The following is an 18,793-nucleotide window of genomic DNA, read 5'->3' on the forward strand; positions in this document are numbered from 1 at the left end:
ATTTTTTACATTTATAAAATGTATCATGAACAATTTTTCATAGTTAATCACTTCTTCTATATTTGTATTTTCGTTATTAATTGAGGGAATCATTCTTATCATATTTAATCCATTTCATTTGCCACGAAATAGTCAACCAAAACTTTCTATGAGTTCTGATATACTATGGTAAGGGAATTATTTCCTAAAAGGAGGTCTTAAAATGGAGAAACTTGGAGGAATTATATACCGTTATCGAAAATGGGTACTCGCCATTTGGATACTGATCATCATACTATCAGGGATTTTTGCCTTAAAATTACCCTCTGTATTAAGTGGAAATGGTTTTGAGTATAAAGGGGAGTACAATGAAACAAGGAAACTGCTTGAAAAAGATTTTGGGCAGGCGAAATCTTCGATTATTCTTGTTTTCCAAAGAGAAGGCAGCGTGAGTGACACAGAATGGAATCATTTTATCCTGGAAACCTTCGATGACCTTAAAGAATTCGATGGTGCCAAAAGTATCACCACTCCTTATGAGCGTGATGGAATGATAAAAGAGAACTATGCTTATGGGCTTTTGTCCTTTGATAAGAGTGCAGAAGGATTAAGTGATGAAATACACCAATTAAAGAAGATAATAAAAAACAAGAAGGGATTAAAGGTTACAATGACAGGTGAGCCCATCATTGTTCAAGACCTTAATATCGCAAGCCAAGAGGATTTAGCAAAAGCCGAAATGATTGGATTGCCTATAGCCTTGATTGTCTTAGTACTAGCCTTCGGAGGGTTAATCGCTGCCTCCATTCCGATTGTCATCGGGGTTGTCTCGATTTTAACTACCATGGGTGCTGTTTACTTTTTTAGTTATGGTACCGATTTAACGATCTTTATTTTAAATATTGTACCGATGATAGGACTCGCTTTGAGTATTGATTTTGCCCTTTTATTAATAAACCGTTACAAAGAGGAATTACATACCAGGTCCATTGAAGAAGCCATTAAAATTAGCATAGCAACCGCTGGACGTTCCATTATTTTTTCTGGCCTTTGCGTTTTTATTGGTTTATCTGCTTTATGGTTTATTCAAATTGATATATTTCAAAATGTTGCACTAGGCGGCATGGCAGTGGTTTTTATTTCTGCCTTCTGTGCCTTAACCTTTCTCCCTGCTTTACTAGCTGTTCTTGGCGCTAAAATTAATAAGTTCAGTGTCCTACGAATAACCAATAATAAAACTAGTATTTGGCATACATTTGCAAAGTTTGTGATGAAACGCCCAGTAGTTATGGCTGCGGCAGCACTTGCGATACTTCTCGCTGGTCTTATACCTGTTGCTCAGATGACGCTGTCGATTCCAGGGACAGAATCTCTTCCGGCGAAATATCCATCTAGAGTGGCTTTTGAAGCCTTCGAGGAACATTTCATTCCTAAGGATAAACGTAGTGAAAAGAAAGTATCAATCGTACTTGAAACAAATGGAAATGTATTAGAAACTAGTAATCTTGAGAAAGTCAGCAGCATTCTTGATCAGCTTTCAAAGGATGATCTGGTCGATTCTGTAGATTCTGCTTTTTCTGCTACAGGGATTCAGGATGAAGAGAAGTTATCACAACTCCTCCGGTTTGGACAAAAAGAACAGACTGCGCCCATACTTGATTATTTTGTTCGAGACAATAAAATGTTGATCGAAGTTTACTTAAATACAAATGATCATTCCGCGGAAGCGAGAGAGTGGATTCGAGATTGGTCCAGCAGGGACTTAGACTTGTCTGTCCATTTTGGTGGAGCAATAAAATTTGAGCAGGAAATCTTTGATGAGATTTTTGAGAAGGCGCCTTATGGATTGTTGTTAATTGTTGTCTCAACCTTCTTCATACTTATGGCGGCTTTTCGGTCAATCCTAATCCCATTAAAGGCGATTTTAATGAATATATTAAGCCTAAGCTGTACGTTCGGAATTGTCGTCTGGATTTTCCAGCAAGGGCACTTAGAAGTAGAACCTGCAGATATTGCCCTAATTTTACCCGTTTTTGTATTCACCCTCGTATTTGGACTGTCAATGGATTACGAAGTATTTCTGATTTCAAGAATTCAGGAGTTTTATTTGAAAACAGGAAATAATACTGAAGCTACGATATCCGGCTTAACGTATACGAGTAAAATTATTACATCCGCTGCTGCTATTATGATCGTGGTTACAGGAGCATTTGCCTTTACAGGTGTTATGCCAATTAAGCAGTTAGGTGTTGGAATTGCTATTGCTATTTTTATTGACGCCACGATAGTCAGGATGGTTCTTGTTCCTGCTTTAATGAAGTTATTCGGGGATTGGAACTGGTGGTTCTTTGGCTATAAAAATAAAGGCTTAACAAAACAAAAAAAGGAGCCAGTCTAAATTTTAGGCTGGCTTTTGAATCTAGATATTTTTAGCGTATTGTTCGCTTGGTACTTTACTTAAAATAACATATAAGCTTACAGGTTCATTGCCTGTATTATTAAAGGCAAGCTCTTCTTCCCCGCCTACATGTACTATATCTGCTTCGGTTACCTTCGTTTCCTGACCATCAATAATGAATGTCCCACTTCCGGTAACTACATAAAGATATACCTCTGTTCCTGGGTGCTTATGAACTGGAAGCTGCTGTCCAGGCAAGAAATTCAATACAAAAGCTGTCGTTTCACCCTTTTTGTAAATGACTCTTTTAGTGAATCTATCTTCACTGAATTCCTGAAAGGCTTTAATTGAAATTTTCTCCATCCTTATTTCCTCCTAGCAATCTGATACTTATATTTTAACTGAAAATCATTTTCAATGAAGTGAAGCATATCACTATTTATTGTTTCTCATCGCTCCTGGAAAAATTATTGAGATGTTCATTTATGTACGACTCAGATCATTAGAATTGTTAAGCCACTTTTTGTATTCTTAACGTTTCTTGCTGCTGGGAAGCCTTTTAATGCCCTCGGTACAAACAAGACTTCCTAAGAATCCAACTATAATGCTTGATGTAATGATTTTTAATGTATAAAAAATTCCTGTACCCGTAAGACAATCTAGTATTATAAATTTCTTAATCGTTGAACCCTTAATTGAGTAGAAGACAACTTGTTTTTGTTTTTTCATATTTACTAATCACACCCAAATTATTTTTCCTAAAGATATGATTTCTTAAGATTGTCTTATTACAGGAATCACGGAGGCTCCTTTATTGAGTGCTTGTTTATTAACCTCTATTAAATGGTGCTTTTCTTCTGGCAAGACTTTTTTCAATGATTCGATAATGGAATCACAGGTAACTACCTTAGTAAATTCAAGATAGGCACCTAACAAAATCATGTTCGCGACCCGTGTATTCCCCAGGTCAGAAGCCATATCGGTTGCGGTTATTTCAATGATTTCAATATCACGGCGTTTTGATGCTCTTGTCACCAATGATGAATTACTAATCAATAATCCCCCTGGTCGTACGCGGTGCTCGAATTTTTCAAAAGAAGGATTATTTAGAACAATCGCTGTCGAAGGACTTGTGACCAGAGGAGAACCCACGGGTTCGTCGGACACGACGACAGCACAATTTGCCGTTCCGCCGCGTTGTTCCGGACCATAGGATGGCAGCCATGAAACGCCTTTCCCCTCGAGCATACCAGCATACGCTATCAGTTGACCCATTGACATGACACCCTGACCACCGAATCCTGCGATAATGATTTCCTCCAACATGTTTAATTGCCCCCCTGTTTATTTTTGTAAACGCCTAGAGGATAAGCAGGAATCATATTATCTTTAACCCATTCAAGGGATTCATAGGGATCAAGCCCCCAGTTAGTCGGGCAGGTTGACAATATCTCAACCATTGAAAAGCCAAGCCCATTCTTTTGTGCATCAAACGCCTTCCGAATCGCACGTTTTGCCTTTTGTATATGGTGCACATCATGTGCAGAAGCTCTTTCAATGTATGCAGTACCGTCTAAAGTTGCCAACATTTCACAGACTTTAATAGGTGAGCCCTGAATACTTTCATCTCGTCCAAAAGGTGTTGTAGCTGTCTTTTGACCAATCAAGGTAGTCGGCGCCATTTGTCCCCCTGTCATTCCATATATAGCATTATTAACAAAGATGACCGTAATTTTTTCCCCTCTAGCTGCTGCATGAATGACTTCGCTTATGCCGATAGATGCAAGGTCACCATCACCTTGATAAGTAAATACAAAACGGTCAGGCAGCACCCTCTTCACACCTGTTGCCACAGCAGGAGCGCGGCCATGAGCCGCCTGGGTCATGTCACAATTAAAATATTCATAGGATAAAACTGAACATCCTACAGAAGCAACCCCAATGGTATTCTCTAAAATATCCATTTCTTCTAAAACCTCTGCGACAAGCCGGTGAATGATGCCGTGGGTACAACCAGGACAGTAATGTGTAGGGTTATCGGTTAAACCATTTGTTTTGGTAAAAACGGTCTTCATTGTCATACCGTAATCCCCCCTGATACAGATAGTATCTTTTGATAAATCTCTTCCTGTGTTGGTACAACTCCACCGGTTCTGCCAAAAAAGTCAACTGCTGCATGACCGTTAACCGCTAATCTAACATCCTCAACCATCTGCCCGGCACTCATTTCTACGGCAATATATCCTTTTACTCGATCCCTTGTTTCTACGAACGGTTTTTCAGGGAATGGCCACAGTGAAATTGGACGGATTAACCCTACCTTTAAACCTTGCTGTCTTGCTTTATTAATGGCATTCAACGCAATTCGAGCAACTGTACCAAAAGCTACGATTATATAATCAGCATCATGAATTTTATAAGTTTCATAGCGTACTTCATTTTCTTTTATTCTCGCAAATTTCTGCTGGAGTTTATGGTTACGCTGTTCAAGTGCCTCAGCATTAAGTTCAAGAGATGTAATGATCTTAGGAGCTCCATCTCCACGTGTACCAGTAGTTGCCCATTTCTTTTCTGGTAGTTCAGATTCGTTTCGCTCTCCAAATTCAACTGGCTCCATCATTTGCCCAAGCATTCCGTCCCCCATAAGAATAACAGGTGTCCGATAACGGTCAGCAATATCAAATGCTTCACTTGTTAATTCGACTATTTCTTGTAAAGAGGCTGGTGCTAACACTGGAATATTATAGTCGCCATGACCGCCGCCTTTTGTAACTTGGAAATAGTCCGACTGCGCAGGCTGGATATTCCCTAAACCAGGGCCGCCTCGCACAACGTTTACGACAACTGCAGGAAGCTCTGAACCTACTAAATAGGAAATCCCCTCTTGTTTTAAACTGAATCCAGGGCTTGAAGATGAAGTCATTACCCTCACTCCCGTTCCAGCAGCACCATAAACCATATTTATGGCAGCAATTTCACTTTCCGCTTGAAGGAATAATCCTCCAACTTCAGGAAGCCTTCTTGCCATATATGCTACAAGCTCACTCTGTGGTGTAATAGGGTAGCCAAAAAAGTACTTACAACCCGCTTGGACCGCTGCTTCCGCTATTACTTCATTTCCTTTCATTAAAACTTTCCCCATACATAAAGCTCCTTTCACATTAAACAGATTGCAGTACCTTTACCGGTCTATACACTGATATAACAGAATCAGGGCATATTTGCGCACATTTAGCACAGCTAATGCAGTTTTCCTGATTGGTTACAGATGCCGGACGATATCCTTTTCCATTTAAATAGTCTGTTAGAAAGATAATGTTTGTTGGACATACCTGAACACAAAGCCCGCAGGATTTACATATTTCCTTGTTAAAAACTACTCTCTTTTCCACTTTTTTCACTCCTATCCTTCCCAAGGTAATTTCATATAGCGTTTGATAAACATTACCCGATGCTTTTTAGCAAAATAAGAAGCCTCTTTTTCTATATCAACAGAAATAGATGTATAAAGTAGTGGTATTGAAAGCAGATCAGATAGTCTGATGCTAAATTCATAACCTTTATGTATATCCTCCATACTCGTTTCAAATCCAATATTGGTGTTGTTAATCATTCCAGTCACCTGTAAGCGGGCTGCTTGTTCAATCTGTTCAATCGTATCCCTCGCTCCTTCAAACGTACTAACATATGGACGATTAGCATTTAAGACGAATATAAGTTCAGGTTTTAATTCTTTCCACTCATGATAATACTGCCCTAACGCCATTGCTCCGTCTTTATCGCCGCCGGCGTCAATTATCACTCGATAACGCTGATCATGTAAAACACGATAGATTTCTCCCGATACAATGGGTAAATCTGAGGTTGCCAGGCGGTTGGCAGGGGCTATTAATTCAATATCTAGCTGCTCGAAAGTATCCGAAACATCTCTTGAGCGAAAATAGGGGTTAATAATATCTAAGTCGTTAATCGCTATTTTGTTATGTATCTTTTTCTCATTTAATGCAAGATTAATCGCAATTTCAGTTTTTCCGCTTCCAAAATGACCGGTTAGAATGGTTATCCTTTTATTCATTTCCACTAGAAAAGTACCTCCTCGACATTTGTAAGCGTTAACAAAAATATAATTCTCATTTTTATTATAAAGTAACCTATGGTACATCCGCGTTGACCAATATCACAGAAAAAAAGAAGTTCATTGAACTTCTTTATGACATATAGGATATGATAACTTTTTGCGGAACTTCAGTCTCATCTTCATTTTTTGTTTTCAGTCGTCCGCAGGAAGGCATTTCAAATGAGAAATCCTCTACTCTTGAAGGGATAATACCTTCTTGCTTTAATTGTGAGAACACTAGCTGCATCCCATCCTCTGTCGAAAGGGTTTCGTTTGATCCTTCTACCTGAAAACATTCAACACAGGTTTCAATAATATTCTCAGAAATTTGTTCCTCTGCAAACACCAATTTTGCACCGGCAATCTTCTCTACTTCCATATTTTCTAATTCAATGATTGTTGTAATATTCATCTTTCAAAACCTCCACCTTTTGTCTCTTTTATTATAAGTAATCTCCTCAAAGTATTTTTTTGAAACACGCTTTATTCACTTTTTATTCATATGTTTTTGACAAATTCATGTCACGTTTCAAGAATCTTTTACCAATGAATCAACAAGTCAAAATTTCCAAATAATAACACAGGATAAGAATTTTAGGAGGCTGACATCATTATGAAGAATAAAAAGTTATTCCTTTTACTTTTCATTAGCACGATTATATGGTCCCAGTTCCCATCTATTATGTTTGCTGAAGAAAGCAGTACAGTGAACAACAATGGAATAATTGATTTGAGAATCCTTGAGACGACAGACCTCCACGCAGCTTTAGTGAATTATGATTATTATCAAACTAAACCCAACAATAATATCGGGCTTGTAAAAACTGCAAGTCTTATTCATCAAGCAAGAAGCGAAGCAGTCAATTCATTATTGTTTGATAATGGGGACCATTTAAAGGGGAATCCTCTAGGTGAATACTTAGTAAGAATACGCGGGATTCAAAAAGGGAATGTACATCCTGTTTACCGTGCATTTAATTACTTAAAATATGATGCCATTACAATTGGAAATCATGAATTTAATTATGGTTTAAAGTTCTTAACTACTGTCCTTAAAGGATTAAAAATGCCGGTTGTAAATGCAAATGTTTATTCCGTTAAAAAGAATAAACCCTATTTTAAACCTTATGTTATTTTAAAAAGAAGTGTTGTTGACAAGCAGGGGTTGGAGCATGAATTGAATATTGGTGTCATTGGATTTATGCCGCCGCAAATTATGAAATGGGACAAGGCAAATCTAGAGGGAAAAGTGATAGCTCGACCAATCGTCGAAAGTGCAAAGGAATTTGTACCGATTATGAAGGCAGAGGGTGCTGATATTATTATTGCGCTGGCCCATACAGGAATAGACAGTGAACCTTATCACCCTGAAACGGAAAACGCCGTTTATTACCTTAGCGATATTCCAGAGATTGATGCCATTTTAGCTGGACACTCTCATAGTGTATTTCCAGGGCCTGCCTATAAAGACTTACCGATGGCAAACATTGACGAAGGAAAAATCAAAGGAAAGCCAGTTGTAATGGCAAGTGCCTTTGGAAGCCGTCTTGGAATTATTGACCTTCAGCTTGAGGCTAAGGATGGAAAGTGGAAAGTGTTAAACAGCAAATCATTTACTAGACCGATTGCAGATGAATATGGAAAACCTCTTGTAAAAACTGATAAAAAGTTATTCAAACTGATTAAACCTGAGCATCAGGAAACGGTTGATTTCTTAAAGAAGCTTGGTATATAGCAATATTAATTAATCGTTGAGAAATCCAGTTGGATCCTCATAATGACCATAGATCTTACCTTTTTGGGGTTTCGGTCACTATAGAGCTCTTATAGTGACCATGGCTCTTGCCTTTTTTGGGTTTCGGTCACTATAGAGCTCTTATAGTGACCGTGGTTCTTACTTTTTTGGGTTTCGGTCACTATAGAGCTCTTATAGTGGCCGGGACTCTTGCCTTTTTTGGGTTTCGGTCACTATAGAGTTTTTTTACTTAGCAAATTTTTTAAATATTAAAGTCGCATTATGGCCGCCAAATCCTAATGAGTTGGATAAAACTACTTGAACATCCTTATTTTTTGCCGTATTAGGGACATAATCTAAATCTAGTTGTTCATCAGGAGTTTGATAATTGATGGTTGGCGGGATGATTCCATCCTTGATTGCTAATAAAGAAAAAATCGCCTCTATCGCACCAGTTGCACCTAACAAGTGGCCGGTCATCGATTTTGTGGAACTAACAGATAATTTATAGGCATGTTCCTTGAAAACATCTTTAATCGCTAACGTCTCAAACAAATCATTATAATAGGTGGACGTGCCGTGAGCATTGATATAGTCAACTTGTTCAGGGGTAATACCAGCATCGGCTAATGCTAATTTCATTGCTCTGCCTGCTCCTTCTCCTTCGGGTGCAGGAGTAGTTATATGATGGGCATCACCTGTAGCCCCATACCCAACTAATTCTCCGTAAATGGCAGCACCGCGAGCTAATGCGTGTTCTAATTCTTCTAATACGATGATACCTGCGCCTTCCCCAATGACAAATCCATCACGATTCTTATCAAATGGTCTGCTCGCTGTAGCCGGGTCTGGATTTTTTGAAAGTGCGGTCATATTTGAGAAGCCCGCCACCGTCATCCCGGTAATGGTTGCTTCCGTTCCGCCGGCAATCATCACATCCACATCCCCCTTTTGAATCACGCGGAATGCATCACCAATGGAATTAGCACCGGACGCACATGCTGTAACCGAACAATTGTTGATTCCTTTTGCACCAAGTGAAATGGATACTTGTCCTGCCGCCATATCAGGAATAAACATCGGTATCGTAAACGGGTTGACCCTTCTTTGACCTTTTTCAATAAACTTCCGATGTTGTTCCTCGAATTCGGCCAAGCCGCCAATTCCTGATCCAATCCAAACTCCGACCCTTTCTGGTTGAATCCCCTCTCCAATTTGGATTCCTGCGTCTTTAACCGCCATTTGACTTGCTGCGATAGCAAACTGGCTATAACGCCCCATCCTCCTGGCTTCTTTTTTGTCTATAAACTCTTCTGGCGCAAAGCCCTTAACTTCCGCTGCAATCTTGACGTCGACCGTATCTACATCAAAAAGGGTTGCAGGGCCGATCCCGGAAACACCATTCTTAATTTGTTCCCATGATGTATGAGCATCATTTCCCAAAGGAGTGACTGCTCCAACACCTGTAACCACTACTCTTTTATTCATTCAATGCTCACTCCTAAATAGATTTTCGGATGATTCTTACACTCTTTCTCTAGTTTAACGAATTAAGTGTGTCCGGACAAATTAATTTACTCCCGCAAAGTACAATCCATTCACTAGCATACAAAAAAACGATAGGTGTCACCCAATCGTTTTTTCCTCGACCTCCTATAAAGTAACTCCTGTTTTAAAAATAGCAATTTCTCTAAAATCATTTTTTTCGTTGTTCACCCATTCACCGCTTGCCACTTTGATAATGTAATGAATAAATTCCCGCAGTACTTCATTTGCTTCTTTTTCCAACAGTACGCCTGCATTAAAGTCAATCCAATGCGGCTTCACCTCGTAGATTGGAGTATTGGTGGAAATCTTTACTGTTGGAACAAAGGCGCCAAACGGTGTTCCGCGGCCCGTTGTAAATAGTACCAATTGACACCCGGCCGCAGCTAATGCGGAAGATGCTACAAGGTCATTTCCTGGAGCGCATAATAAATTTAGACCCTCTTTTTTGATCGTTTCTCCGTATTTAAGAACATCCGTTACAACCGATGTACCTGCTTTTTGCGTACATCCAAGTGATTTATCCTCCAGAGTAGTAATACCGCCGGCTTTATTTCCTGGTGATGGATTTTCATAGACTGGTTGATTATTTTGTATGAAATATTCCTTGAATTCATTAATTAATTCAACGGTTTTTTCAAATACTTCACCATCTGCCGCCCGTTCCATCAAAATCGTTTCTGCACCAAACATTTCAGGTACTTCTGTCAACACCGTCGTTCCGCCTTGGGATACCAAGAAATCGGAGAATCTACCTAATAACGGATTCGCTGTAATCCCAGAAAATCCATCCGAACCACCGCATTTTAAACCAACCTTTAATTGTGATAAAGGTACTGCTTCCCGCTTGTCGTCCCTTACATTCTCATAAATTTCCTTAAGCAGTTCAACACCGGCCTCAATTTCATCCGTCACTTCTTGAGAGACTAAAAACTTTACTCGATCTTCATCATATTCTCCCAAGCTTTCTTTGAATTCATATAAATTGTTGTTTTCACAGCCTAGACCTAGGACTAATACTCCGCCAGCATTCGGGTGCATCACCGCGTCCCTAAGAATTTTCTTCGTATTTTCATGATCGTCACCTAATTGTGAGCAGCCGTAATTGTGCTTTAAGACTAAGACATTTTCAAAAGGGCTAATATCGCCTACTTCTTTTTCAAACAGCTTAATCATTCTTTCGGCGACACCATTTACACAACCTACTGTCGGGACGATCCACAGTTCATTTCTAATTCCTACATTACCATTTTTTCTTTTGAATCCATTGAATGTTAGGTTTTCTTTTTCATATAGAGTGGTGTTTAGCTTTTGATTATATTGATATTCCTGAATACCATCTAAGTTCGTTTTTGTATTATGTGTGTGTATATATTCCCCTGCAGAAATGTCTTTCATGGCATGCCCAATCGGATAGCCATATTTAATGATATGTTCATTGATTGAAATGTTATTAATGGCTACCTTATGTCCTCTTGGCACATCTTCTTTTAGTGTGATCGCTTCCCCACCTATAGTAAAGGTTTGACCTGCTGATAAATCTTTTAAGGCAACCACAACATTGTCTTGTTTATGGATCTGGATGATATCCAACATTAGATTTCCCTCCCGCTAGTTGGCTGCTTTCTGTCCTAATACGGATTCAAGGGCCTTTTTCATTCCCATTGTTTCAATATCGAAGAGATCCTTCGTTATAGCAGCGGTTAGTCCAGGAACTTGGTTTAAATCCATCTCCCAAACCTTCTCGTACCTTAATACATTCGTTACAATGTCCTTAATGCTGTCGATTGTCCCATTGTATTGACTCCATTGTAAGTTGAATAAATCAAGTACATCCTGGTCATCTGCTAAAGGAATCTCTTCTTCCCCTCTTTTTCCTTTATAAAAAGAAATAAGAGCTGCTAGAGAGAAAACAAGTTTTTTGGGTAATTGACGCTTCCAATTGTAATAGTCCAATAAAGAAGGCAAATCTCTTGTTTTAAATTTAGACATCGAATTAAGTGAAATGCTTAATAGAAAATGCTGCATAAATGGGTTCCTAAAACGTTCTAACACAGCCTCTGTAAATGAATGTAATTCTTCGATTGGAAGGTCCAGCGTCGGAATGATTTCATCATAAATAAGCTCTTTTACAAATTGCCCTGTCACTTCATCTTCAATCGCTTGGGCTACAGTATCAATCCCGTATAAATAGGAAACTGGTGTCATCGCCGTATGCGCACCGTTTAATATACGCACCTTTATTGTCCGATAGGGTGTCAAGTCATCAACCACCAAAGTATTTAGTCCCGCCAAATGTGCTGGAAACTCTTCCGCAATCGATTGCGGACCTTCGATTACCCATAAATGATATTGTTCACCCACCACTAGTAGATTATCTTGATATCCAAGCTCTTCTGTTATTTCCTCAATACTATCCCTTGGGAAGCCAGGAACAATTCGATCAACAAGACTATTACAGAATGTATTACACTCATGTATCCATAGAGCAAAATCATCTCCAAGATACCAAAGGTCTGCATATTTTAGGACGATTTCTTTTAACCTTTCACCATTTCGCTCAATTAGTTCACATGGGATAATAATCAAACCCTTGTCCTTATCGCCTTGAAAAGCATTGTAGCGCTCATATAAAAAGGCAGTTAATTTTCCAGGAAAACTTCTTTGTGGGCGATCATCTAAACAATCATTTTCATCAAATACTATTCCCGCTTCTGTGGTATTTGAAAAAATAAACCTTAACTCCTTATTCGCTGCTAATTGAAGATACTGATCATATTCGTTAAAAAGATTTATGCCTCTACTAATACTGGCAATAATAGAATTCTCCTGTACCGCTGCACCATTTTTCATCCCCTGTAAGTAGAGTGTATACAGTCCATCCTGTGCATTTAATTTCTCAATTTTCTCTTGCCCACGTGGTTGGACAACGACAACACTGCCGTTAAAGATCCCCTTCTTATTCATGACATCAATTTGCCAGTCAACAAAACCTCGTAAAAAATTCCCCTCACCAAATTGCAACACTTTCTCAGCGTATTTTTGGCGTTGCTTTACTAAATTATTAGTTAAAACTTCCATGAATGCTCCTCCTTATAATTGGGGCATTTAAAATTGAAAATACTCTTTTGCATTATCATAAGAAATTCCTTGGACAATCTTGCCTAAGAATTCGGTATCATTCGGAACTTCGCCATTTTCTACCCATTCACCGATGAGATAGCAGACTAATCTTCTAAAATATTCATGTCTTGTGTAGGAAAGGAAGCTTCTGGAATCTGTCAGCATTCCAATAAAACGGCTAAATAATCCCACATTGGCTAATGCCTGCATTTGGTCCAGCATCCCTGATTTATGATCATTGAACCACCATGCGGTTCCAAATTGTATTTTCCCCGGAATGCCGCCGCCTTGAAAATTACCAATCATTGCTGCAATAACCGTATTATCATTTGGATTTAACGAATAAATAATCGTTTTAGGAAGGGCATTGTCCTGCTCCATCGCATTTAATAATTTCGCCAATGGCTTCGCTATTTCTTCATCATTAATAGAATCATAGCCTGTGTCTGGTCCTAATTGGTTAAACATTCTTGAATTATTATTTCTTAAAGCATTTATATGGAACTGCATGGCCCAGCCTAGTTCGGAATATAGTTTTCCGAGGAAAGTTAACGTGTAGCTTTTATATTTCTTTTCATCTTCAATTGAAATTTTCTTACCCTCTAAGGCGTCTTTAAAAATCCGTGCCGCTTCTTCTTTTGTTGTATCAGCATACATCATGACATCAATCGCATGGTCCGAAACTCTTCCGCCAACGGAATGGAAAAACCGAACTCTTGATTCAAGTGCTTGTAAAAAACCTTCATACGTATCAAACAAGCTGCCAGAAACTTCTTGGAGCTTATTCACCCACTCTAGATAGCCATCGCGATTAATTTCAAGTCCTTTATCTGGGCGAAAACTTGGCAGTATCTTTACATCAAAATCGGACTCTTCTTTTAAAAGTTGATGAAATTCAAGGCTATCAATAGGGTCATCAGTGGTACACACCACTTGTACATTCGATTTTTTGATAAAATCCCTAGCACCGTAGCCTTCACTATTAAGTAAAGCATTCACTTTCTCCCAAACAGCCGGTGCACTATCCTCATTCAACAACTGGTCAATTCCAAAGTATCGTTGTAATTCTAAATGGGTCCAATTAAACAATGGATTTCCAATTGTCATTGGAACCGTTTTTGCCCAAGCTAGAAACTTATCATAATCACTGGCACTGCCGGTAATGAACTCTTCATCAATTCCATTGCTGCGCATTAACCGCCACTTGTAGTGGTCTCCAGATAACCAGATATCGGTAATGTTTTTGAACTTCTTATTTTCATATATTTCCTTCGGACTTAAATGGCAATGGTAGTCAATGATTGGCATATCCTTTGCATATTCATGATACAAAATAACCGATGTTTCATTGTTTAGTAAGAAATTATCATCCATGAAGCTTTGCATCGCGGCACCCGGCTTTCTATGTTTTTTATTTTATTTCTAACTTTGCAATTCCGTATTTTTCGATTAAGAAATCAACACTTCCATCTATGTATGGTTCCTGTGTGCTTTCCATTAAAATATTGATAAATGGTTTTTTCTTTTTTAATAAGTTAAATAGAAAATCATAATTTAACAATCCTTGACCTACCGGAACGATTTTGACCTGTTCATCTTCAATGACAAAATCCTTCGCATGTAAAATCACCATTCTGTCTCCAAACAGCTCAAATGCTTCTTGGATAACTTTTTCTTGATTAAGAAAATTATCAATGGATATGAAGTTGGCAGGGTCATATATCACCTGAAGATTATTAGATGGAACAGTATCTAGTAATCTCTTCATCCGCTCAGGCGAATGAATTGGATGATTGATTCCTCCCTCGATACCTACCATTACTCCAAATTTTTCTGCTTCTTCTACGAGCTCCTTGACACTCTCGACTACCTCCAGAAACGGCTGTTCTGTAAAGTTCTCTTCTGTATAAACGATTTCAGCCTGCACGTTTCCTGTCTCTGTTCCGACAATACTACAGCCAAAATCTCTTGCAAATCTAAGGTGTTCCTTGAATCGCGCTATCCCTTTTCTTCTTTCTGTGTGGTCAGGATGAATCATGTTGAAATAGCAGCCTAAAACAGCTATTTGAATACCCTTCTTGTCAAAAAAACGTCGTATCGTTTGAGCAAAACCGGGACTTAAACTTCCTAATTCAGAATTGGTATCCTTTAGGGATTTACCTAGTGCTAACTGAACAGAGCTGAGCCCTTTATTTGCTATTATAGTAACTACATTCTCGATTGATGGGTCTTCAATATCATGTGCCCGGATTCCTATATTTGCAGCCATATCCATCCTCCAGTCATATACCGTTCATTAACTTACAGGTTGATTATATTAATCTATGAAAGGGGTTACAATTCATCTCGACAAAGTCCTTAAAATCTTAAACAATTTTCTTAAAAATTTTATAATGTTAAAAAAATCCGAATGGGATTTTCCACGCGGATTTTTTTGCGCCGTTATTTAAATTTTTTCTTAAATTCAGCTGGTGTAACACCTGTATATTTCTTAAAACAGATTCCAAAATATTGTGGGTTACTATAACCTACTTGTTCACAAACTTCGTATGTTTTAATATTGCCCTCTCCTAATAGTTCCATTGCTTTTTTCATTCGTAACTCTAACAAGTAATCCCCAAAATTAAACCCTTTCTCCATTTTAAAAAGATTACTTAAATAGGGGGTACTAACATGAATTAACTCGGCCACCTTTTGTAGCGTTAAACTACTGTCATGAAAATTTCCCTGCATATACTTGATTGCCTGGTCAACATGACTATAATAATTTTTTTCCTTCTTTTTAAACATGGCCGTAGACCATTGTTGAATAAGACTATTTAGAATATCTGTCATTTCTGTCAGAGCTGATAACTCCATGATATCCTTATAAACATCGGATGAATTAAAGCTATTTGTTGTATCTTCTTTTTTCCATTTTTCGATTTCAAAAAATAACATGGTGCTAAATTTGAAAGCTAGAACTTTTAAATCCGATAAAGCAACACTTTTTCTATCCACTATCGCGGTACTTAAATCTATCAGTGTTTCTTTAGCCTTTTCTGGTAAACCAGCCTTGATATGATTTTCTAATTTCATCTCTAAATCATGGACAAGATTTTCTTTTTTATCACACTTAGAAACGGTTTCATCCAAAGAAATTACTCTGCCCGTACCTATAATATGCCTCATATCCATAGCTACCCTGGCTTCTAAAAAAGATTTACCGACTTCAAATAGATTAGGATATGCTCGTCCATGTGTAATGGTAATAGACTGATCTAGTTCTTTTTTTAGAAAATTAAACAAAGCTTGGGCTAATTCTCCTTTCCTTAAATCATGGTCGTTTTCTAAGGATAAAAGAATTGCATATTCACCTACATCCGCATTCATCACCAAACAATTTAATTCATTAAAATAGGAAGAAGTAAAACTCGTAATCTTTTCTTTAAAACAATGTCCCTCAAGATCGAGTTCAATTGTATTCTTAACAAGAATAACGGCATAGAATGGACCCTCGATTTGAACATCAAGCCTTAGCAGCTCATTTTCAATATCAACCCGGTAATCTCCCTCTCGAATCAACTTTTGAAAAAACTTCTGCTGCAGTAAAGGCATAGACTCTATGATTCTTTTTTCTTTCACTGATTCTTTTTCCCAATCAGCTGCTGCTTCCTTGGCTTTTTTTAGCAAGTATGCCGAATCCACAGGCTTTAACAGATAGTCAAACGCCTTCAACTTAACTGCTTCTTGAGCATATTTGAAATCTTCATACCCCGTCAGAAAAATAATTCTTGTCTCAGGGCTCTTTTCTTTAATCCGTTTCGCCATTTCTAAACCGCTCATAAAAGGCATATTTATATCGGAAACAACGACTTGCGGTTGTTCCTTTTCAATTAACGTTAGTGCCACCTCACCGTCTCCTGCTTCTCCCGCTACAACGAATCCATGCTCTCCCCATGGGATTGCCTGGCATATGCCCCGACGAATAATTCTATCATCTTCTACAACTATTACTTTATGCATACTCATTAATCTCCCCTTTTGTTTTGGGAATCGTAATGCTAACGACTGTCCCATTACCAGGTTCACTTGCAATCGTTAAACCGTATTCGTTTCCGAAGTGAATTTTAATTCGTTCATTTACACTTTGCAGACCAATACCAAGATACTTCTTTTTATCCTGATACGCTGCTTGTATTTCCAGCAAGATATCCTTTAATTTTTGTGGTTGAATTCCATTTCCATTATCACGAACCTCTAAATGGATGGTATCTCCAACTTGATATCCCCGAATCGTTATTTTACCCTGGCCGCGTTTTTGCTTTACCCCATGGTAGATGGCATTTTCAATCAGAGGCTGCAATGAAAGTTTAATAATATTATAGGAAAGAATTTCTTTGTCAATTTCAATTCCATAGGAAAAATCATCACCATAGCGCATTTCTTGAATAAACAAATAATGCTGAATATGCTCCATTTCTTCATGGATTGAAATGATTTCCCTTCCTTTACTAATTCCGATTCGAAAAAAGCTGGCGAGGGCACTAATCATTTGACTAGCGTCTTTATTCAATCCCATATCACATAATCCTTTGATTGAATACATCGTATTATAAAGAAAATGAGGATTTATCTGAGCATGCATGACCGCAAATTCCAATTGTCGTTTCTCTTCTTGTTCTAATCGAATTTGATCCATTAGTGTATGAATTCGAATAATTAATTCTTTAAAGCCCGTATGCAGGATTTTCATTTCTTCAGGACCCGACATTTCAACATCAAAGTCCAGATTTTTTTTATTAATCATTCCCATTTGTTTGGCCATCTTTTTAAATGGATCCGAAATATATTTCCCTACTATGTTTGTAATTATAATCGCACATAGGATCATCAACACGACCAATAGAATGGTGAAATCTTTGATGTAATTTACCTTATTTAAGATTTCATCTTGTGGAATTACAGCTGCTATTTTCCACTTATTTGAACGTAATGTATCGTATATGACAATCATATCTTCCCCAGCGGTATTTTCGTAAGAGAACTCCCCTGCTTCGTCTTTAAGATTTTGCAGCGAGTGAAGAGTTGGGTTATCCAACTTGAATTTCTTTTTTACAGTTTTAGATTCATAGATTCCATCTGGACTTATAAGTGTCAGGTATCCATTCTCTCCGATTAACGATTTATTCAATACCTGTTCAAAAAACTCTGCCCGTAAATTAAATAAAACAATCCCTTTTGAGGATGACTGATTCTTTTCAATCAATCGAAATATTGACATTACCTGATTATTTTTATTAAATTCCTGGTCATCATGAATGTTTCTCCAATAGAAACCTTCTTTGTTTCCATGAAAATTTGTAAAATACTCTTCATAATTTATCGATGGATTAGAATTATAACTGGTATGGTAAAGTAAAAAACCATTTTGCTTATGGTTAACAAGAACGGACTCGAGGATGACATTGTATCTTGAATAAATAAGCTTTAGGTTATTATCTATCTCTACGTAAGATTCCGGATTAATTTCAGAGACCTCTTTATCTACTAATGATAAAATTCTAGGATCATTCGATAAGGAGACTAGCTGCTGAAAAACATCTGCCAGCATGTTATCTAAATAATTCTTCGTTTGAAAAATCGTATCATTTACGTTTTTATAGGCATTTTCTTCTATTTGTGCAGTTGCTAGCAAAGATGAAACCCATCCTGTAATCAATATAAAAAGAATCATGATAGGTAAATAGAGAGTATTAATGGTGGATTTAAAAGAATAGAAGAAATGTTTGCGAATAAAGTTTTTAATCTTTACAGCTGTCATAGAAGAAACTCCCTGCTAGTAAGTAAATTCTCAATATTCTATTATTCTATTGTAACCGTTTTCCGCATTTTATCATAATACGAAATTATCGGT

Annotated in this window: 17 protein-coding genes; 2 read left to right on the forward strand and 15 right to left on the reverse strand. The window is 37.8% G+C overall.

Going from position 1 to position 18,793, the window contains the following annotated elements; translation table 11 throughout:
* The first annotated feature begins 202 nt into the window (after positions 1-202).
* Positions 203-2,377: an MMPL family transporter gene (locus ACN6MT_RS27325; RefSeq protein ID WP_419953994.1), complete on the forward strand. Its 2,175-nt coding sequence runs from the start codon at positions 203-205 to the stop codon at positions 2,375-2,377.
* 21 nt (positions 2,378-2,398) lie between these two features.
* Here ACN6MT_RS27325 and ACN6MT_RS27330 read toward each other — a convergent pair whose 3' ends face one another.
* From ACN6MT_RS27330 to ACN6MT_RS27365, 8 genes are all read right to left on the reverse strand, one after another.
* Complete coding sequence (locus ACN6MT_RS27330) at positions 2,399-2,740, reverse strand: cupin domain-containing protein (RefSeq protein ID WP_419953995.1); 342 nt, start codon at positions 2,738-2,740, stop codon at positions 2,399-2,401.
* Between the two features lie 168 nt (positions 2,741-2,908).
* Positions 2,909-3,106 (reverse strand): hypothetical protein, encoded by a 198-nt coding sequence (locus tag ACN6MT_RS27335; protein WP_419953996.1) that lies wholly within the window; start codon positions 3,104-3,106, stop codon positions 2,909-2,911.
* A gap of 45 nt (positions 3,107-3,151) precedes the next feature.
* Positions 3,152-3,703 carry a 2-oxoacid:acceptor oxidoreductase family protein gene (locus ACN6MT_RS27340; protein WP_419953997.1) on the reverse strand — a complete coding sequence of 184 codons (552 nt, stop codon included), beginning with the start codon at positions 3,701-3,703 and terminating at the stop codon, positions 3,152-3,154.
* Positions 3,704-3,705: 2 nt separating this feature from the next.
* Positions 3,706-4,458 carry a thiamine pyrophosphate-dependent enzyme gene (locus ACN6MT_RS27345; RefSeq protein WP_419953998.1) on the reverse strand — a complete coding sequence of 251 codons (753 nt, stop codon included), beginning with the start codon at positions 4,456-4,458 and terminating at the stop codon, positions 3,706-3,708.
* Positions 4,455-5,519 (reverse strand): 3-methyl-2-oxobutanoate dehydrogenase subunit VorB, encoded by a 1,065-nt coding sequence (locus ACN6MT_RS27350; RefSeq protein ID WP_419953999.1) that lies wholly within the window; start codon positions 5,517-5,519, stop codon positions 4,455-4,457. The genes ACN6MT_RS27345 and ACN6MT_RS27350 overlap by 4 nt, the downstream gene beginning before the upstream one ends.
* A gap of 19 nt (positions 5,520-5,538) precedes the next feature.
* Positions 5,539-5,769, reverse strand: a complete 231-nt coding sequence (locus tag ACN6MT_RS27355) for a 4Fe-4S dicluster domain-containing protein (RefSeq protein ID WP_235847238.1) — start codon at positions 5,767-5,769, stop codon at positions 5,539-5,541.
* 11 nt (positions 5,770-5,780) lie between these two features.
* Complete coding sequence (locus tag ACN6MT_RS27360; protein WP_419954000.1) at positions 5,781-6,458, reverse strand: hypothetical protein; 678 nt, start codon at positions 6,456-6,458, stop codon at positions 5,781-5,783.
* A gap of 127 nt (positions 6,459-6,585) precedes the next feature.
* Complete coding sequence (locus tag ACN6MT_RS27365; protein ID WP_419954001.1) at positions 6,586-6,906, reverse strand: hypothetical protein; 321 nt, start codon at positions 6,904-6,906, stop codon at positions 6,586-6,588.
* 201 nt (positions 6,907-7,107) lie between these two features.
* Here ACN6MT_RS27365 and ACN6MT_RS27370 point away from each other — a divergent pair, with 201 nt between their 5' ends.
* Positions 7,108-8,229 (forward strand): metallophosphoesterase, encoded by a 1,122-nt coding sequence (locus ACN6MT_RS27370; protein WP_419954002.1) that lies wholly within the window; start codon positions 7,108-7,110, stop codon positions 8,227-8,229.
* A 246-nt stretch (positions 8,230-8,475) separates the two neighbouring features.
* On the opposite strand, the gene fabF is transcribed toward ACN6MT_RS27370, so the two are convergent.
* The 7 genes from fabF to ACN6MT_RS27405 form a co-directional block, all read right to left on the reverse strand.
* Positions 8,476-9,717 carry a beta-ketoacyl-ACP synthase II gene (gene fabF / locus ACN6MT_RS27375; RefSeq protein WP_419954003.1) on the reverse strand — a complete coding sequence of 414 codons (1,242 nt, stop codon included), beginning with the start codon at positions 9,715-9,717 and terminating at the stop codon, positions 8,476-8,478.
* 165 nt (positions 9,718-9,882) lie between these two features.
* A complete protein-coding gene (locus ACN6MT_RS27380) occupies positions 9,883-11,370 on the reverse strand; it encodes a UxaA family hydrolase (RefSeq protein WP_419954004.1) in 1,488 nt (495 codons plus the stop codon).
* A 15-nt stretch (positions 11,371-11,385) separates the two neighbouring features.
* Entirely contained in the window at positions 11,386-12,855 is a 1,470-nt protein-coding gene (locus ACN6MT_RS27385; RefSeq protein WP_419954005.1) for a tagaturonate reductase, read from the reverse strand.
* A 27-nt stretch (positions 12,856-12,882) separates the two neighbouring features.
* Positions 12,883-14,283, reverse strand: a complete 1,401-nt coding sequence (gene uxaC, locus ACN6MT_RS27390; protein WP_419954006.1) for a glucuronate isomerase — start codon at positions 14,281-14,283, stop codon at positions 12,883-12,885.
* A gap of 25 nt (positions 14,284-14,308) precedes the next feature.
* Positions 14,309-15,166, reverse strand: a complete 858-nt coding sequence (locus tag ACN6MT_RS27395; RefSeq protein ID WP_419954007.1) for a sugar phosphate isomerase/epimerase family protein — start codon at positions 15,164-15,166, stop codon at positions 14,309-14,311.
* A gap of 173 nt (positions 15,167-15,339) precedes the next feature.
* Positions 15,340-16,902, reverse strand: coding sequence for a response regulator (locus tag ACN6MT_RS27400; protein ID WP_419954008.1), 1,563 nt, complete (start codon positions 16,900-16,902; stop codon positions 15,340-15,342).
* Complete coding sequence (locus ACN6MT_RS27405) at positions 16,895-18,700, reverse strand: sensor histidine kinase (RefSeq protein ID WP_419954009.1); 1,806 nt, start codon at positions 18,698-18,700, stop codon at positions 16,895-16,897. Before ACN6MT_RS27405 ends, ACN6MT_RS27400 begins: the two co-directional genes overlap by 8 nt.
* Between the last annotated feature and the right edge of the window lie 93 nt (positions 18,701-18,793).

Origin of the sequence: Neobacillus niacini, from assembly GCF_048572935.1 — a bacterium.
Lineage (GTDB): Bacteria > Bacillota > Bacilli > Bacillales > Cytobacillaceae > Neobacillus > Neobacillus niacini.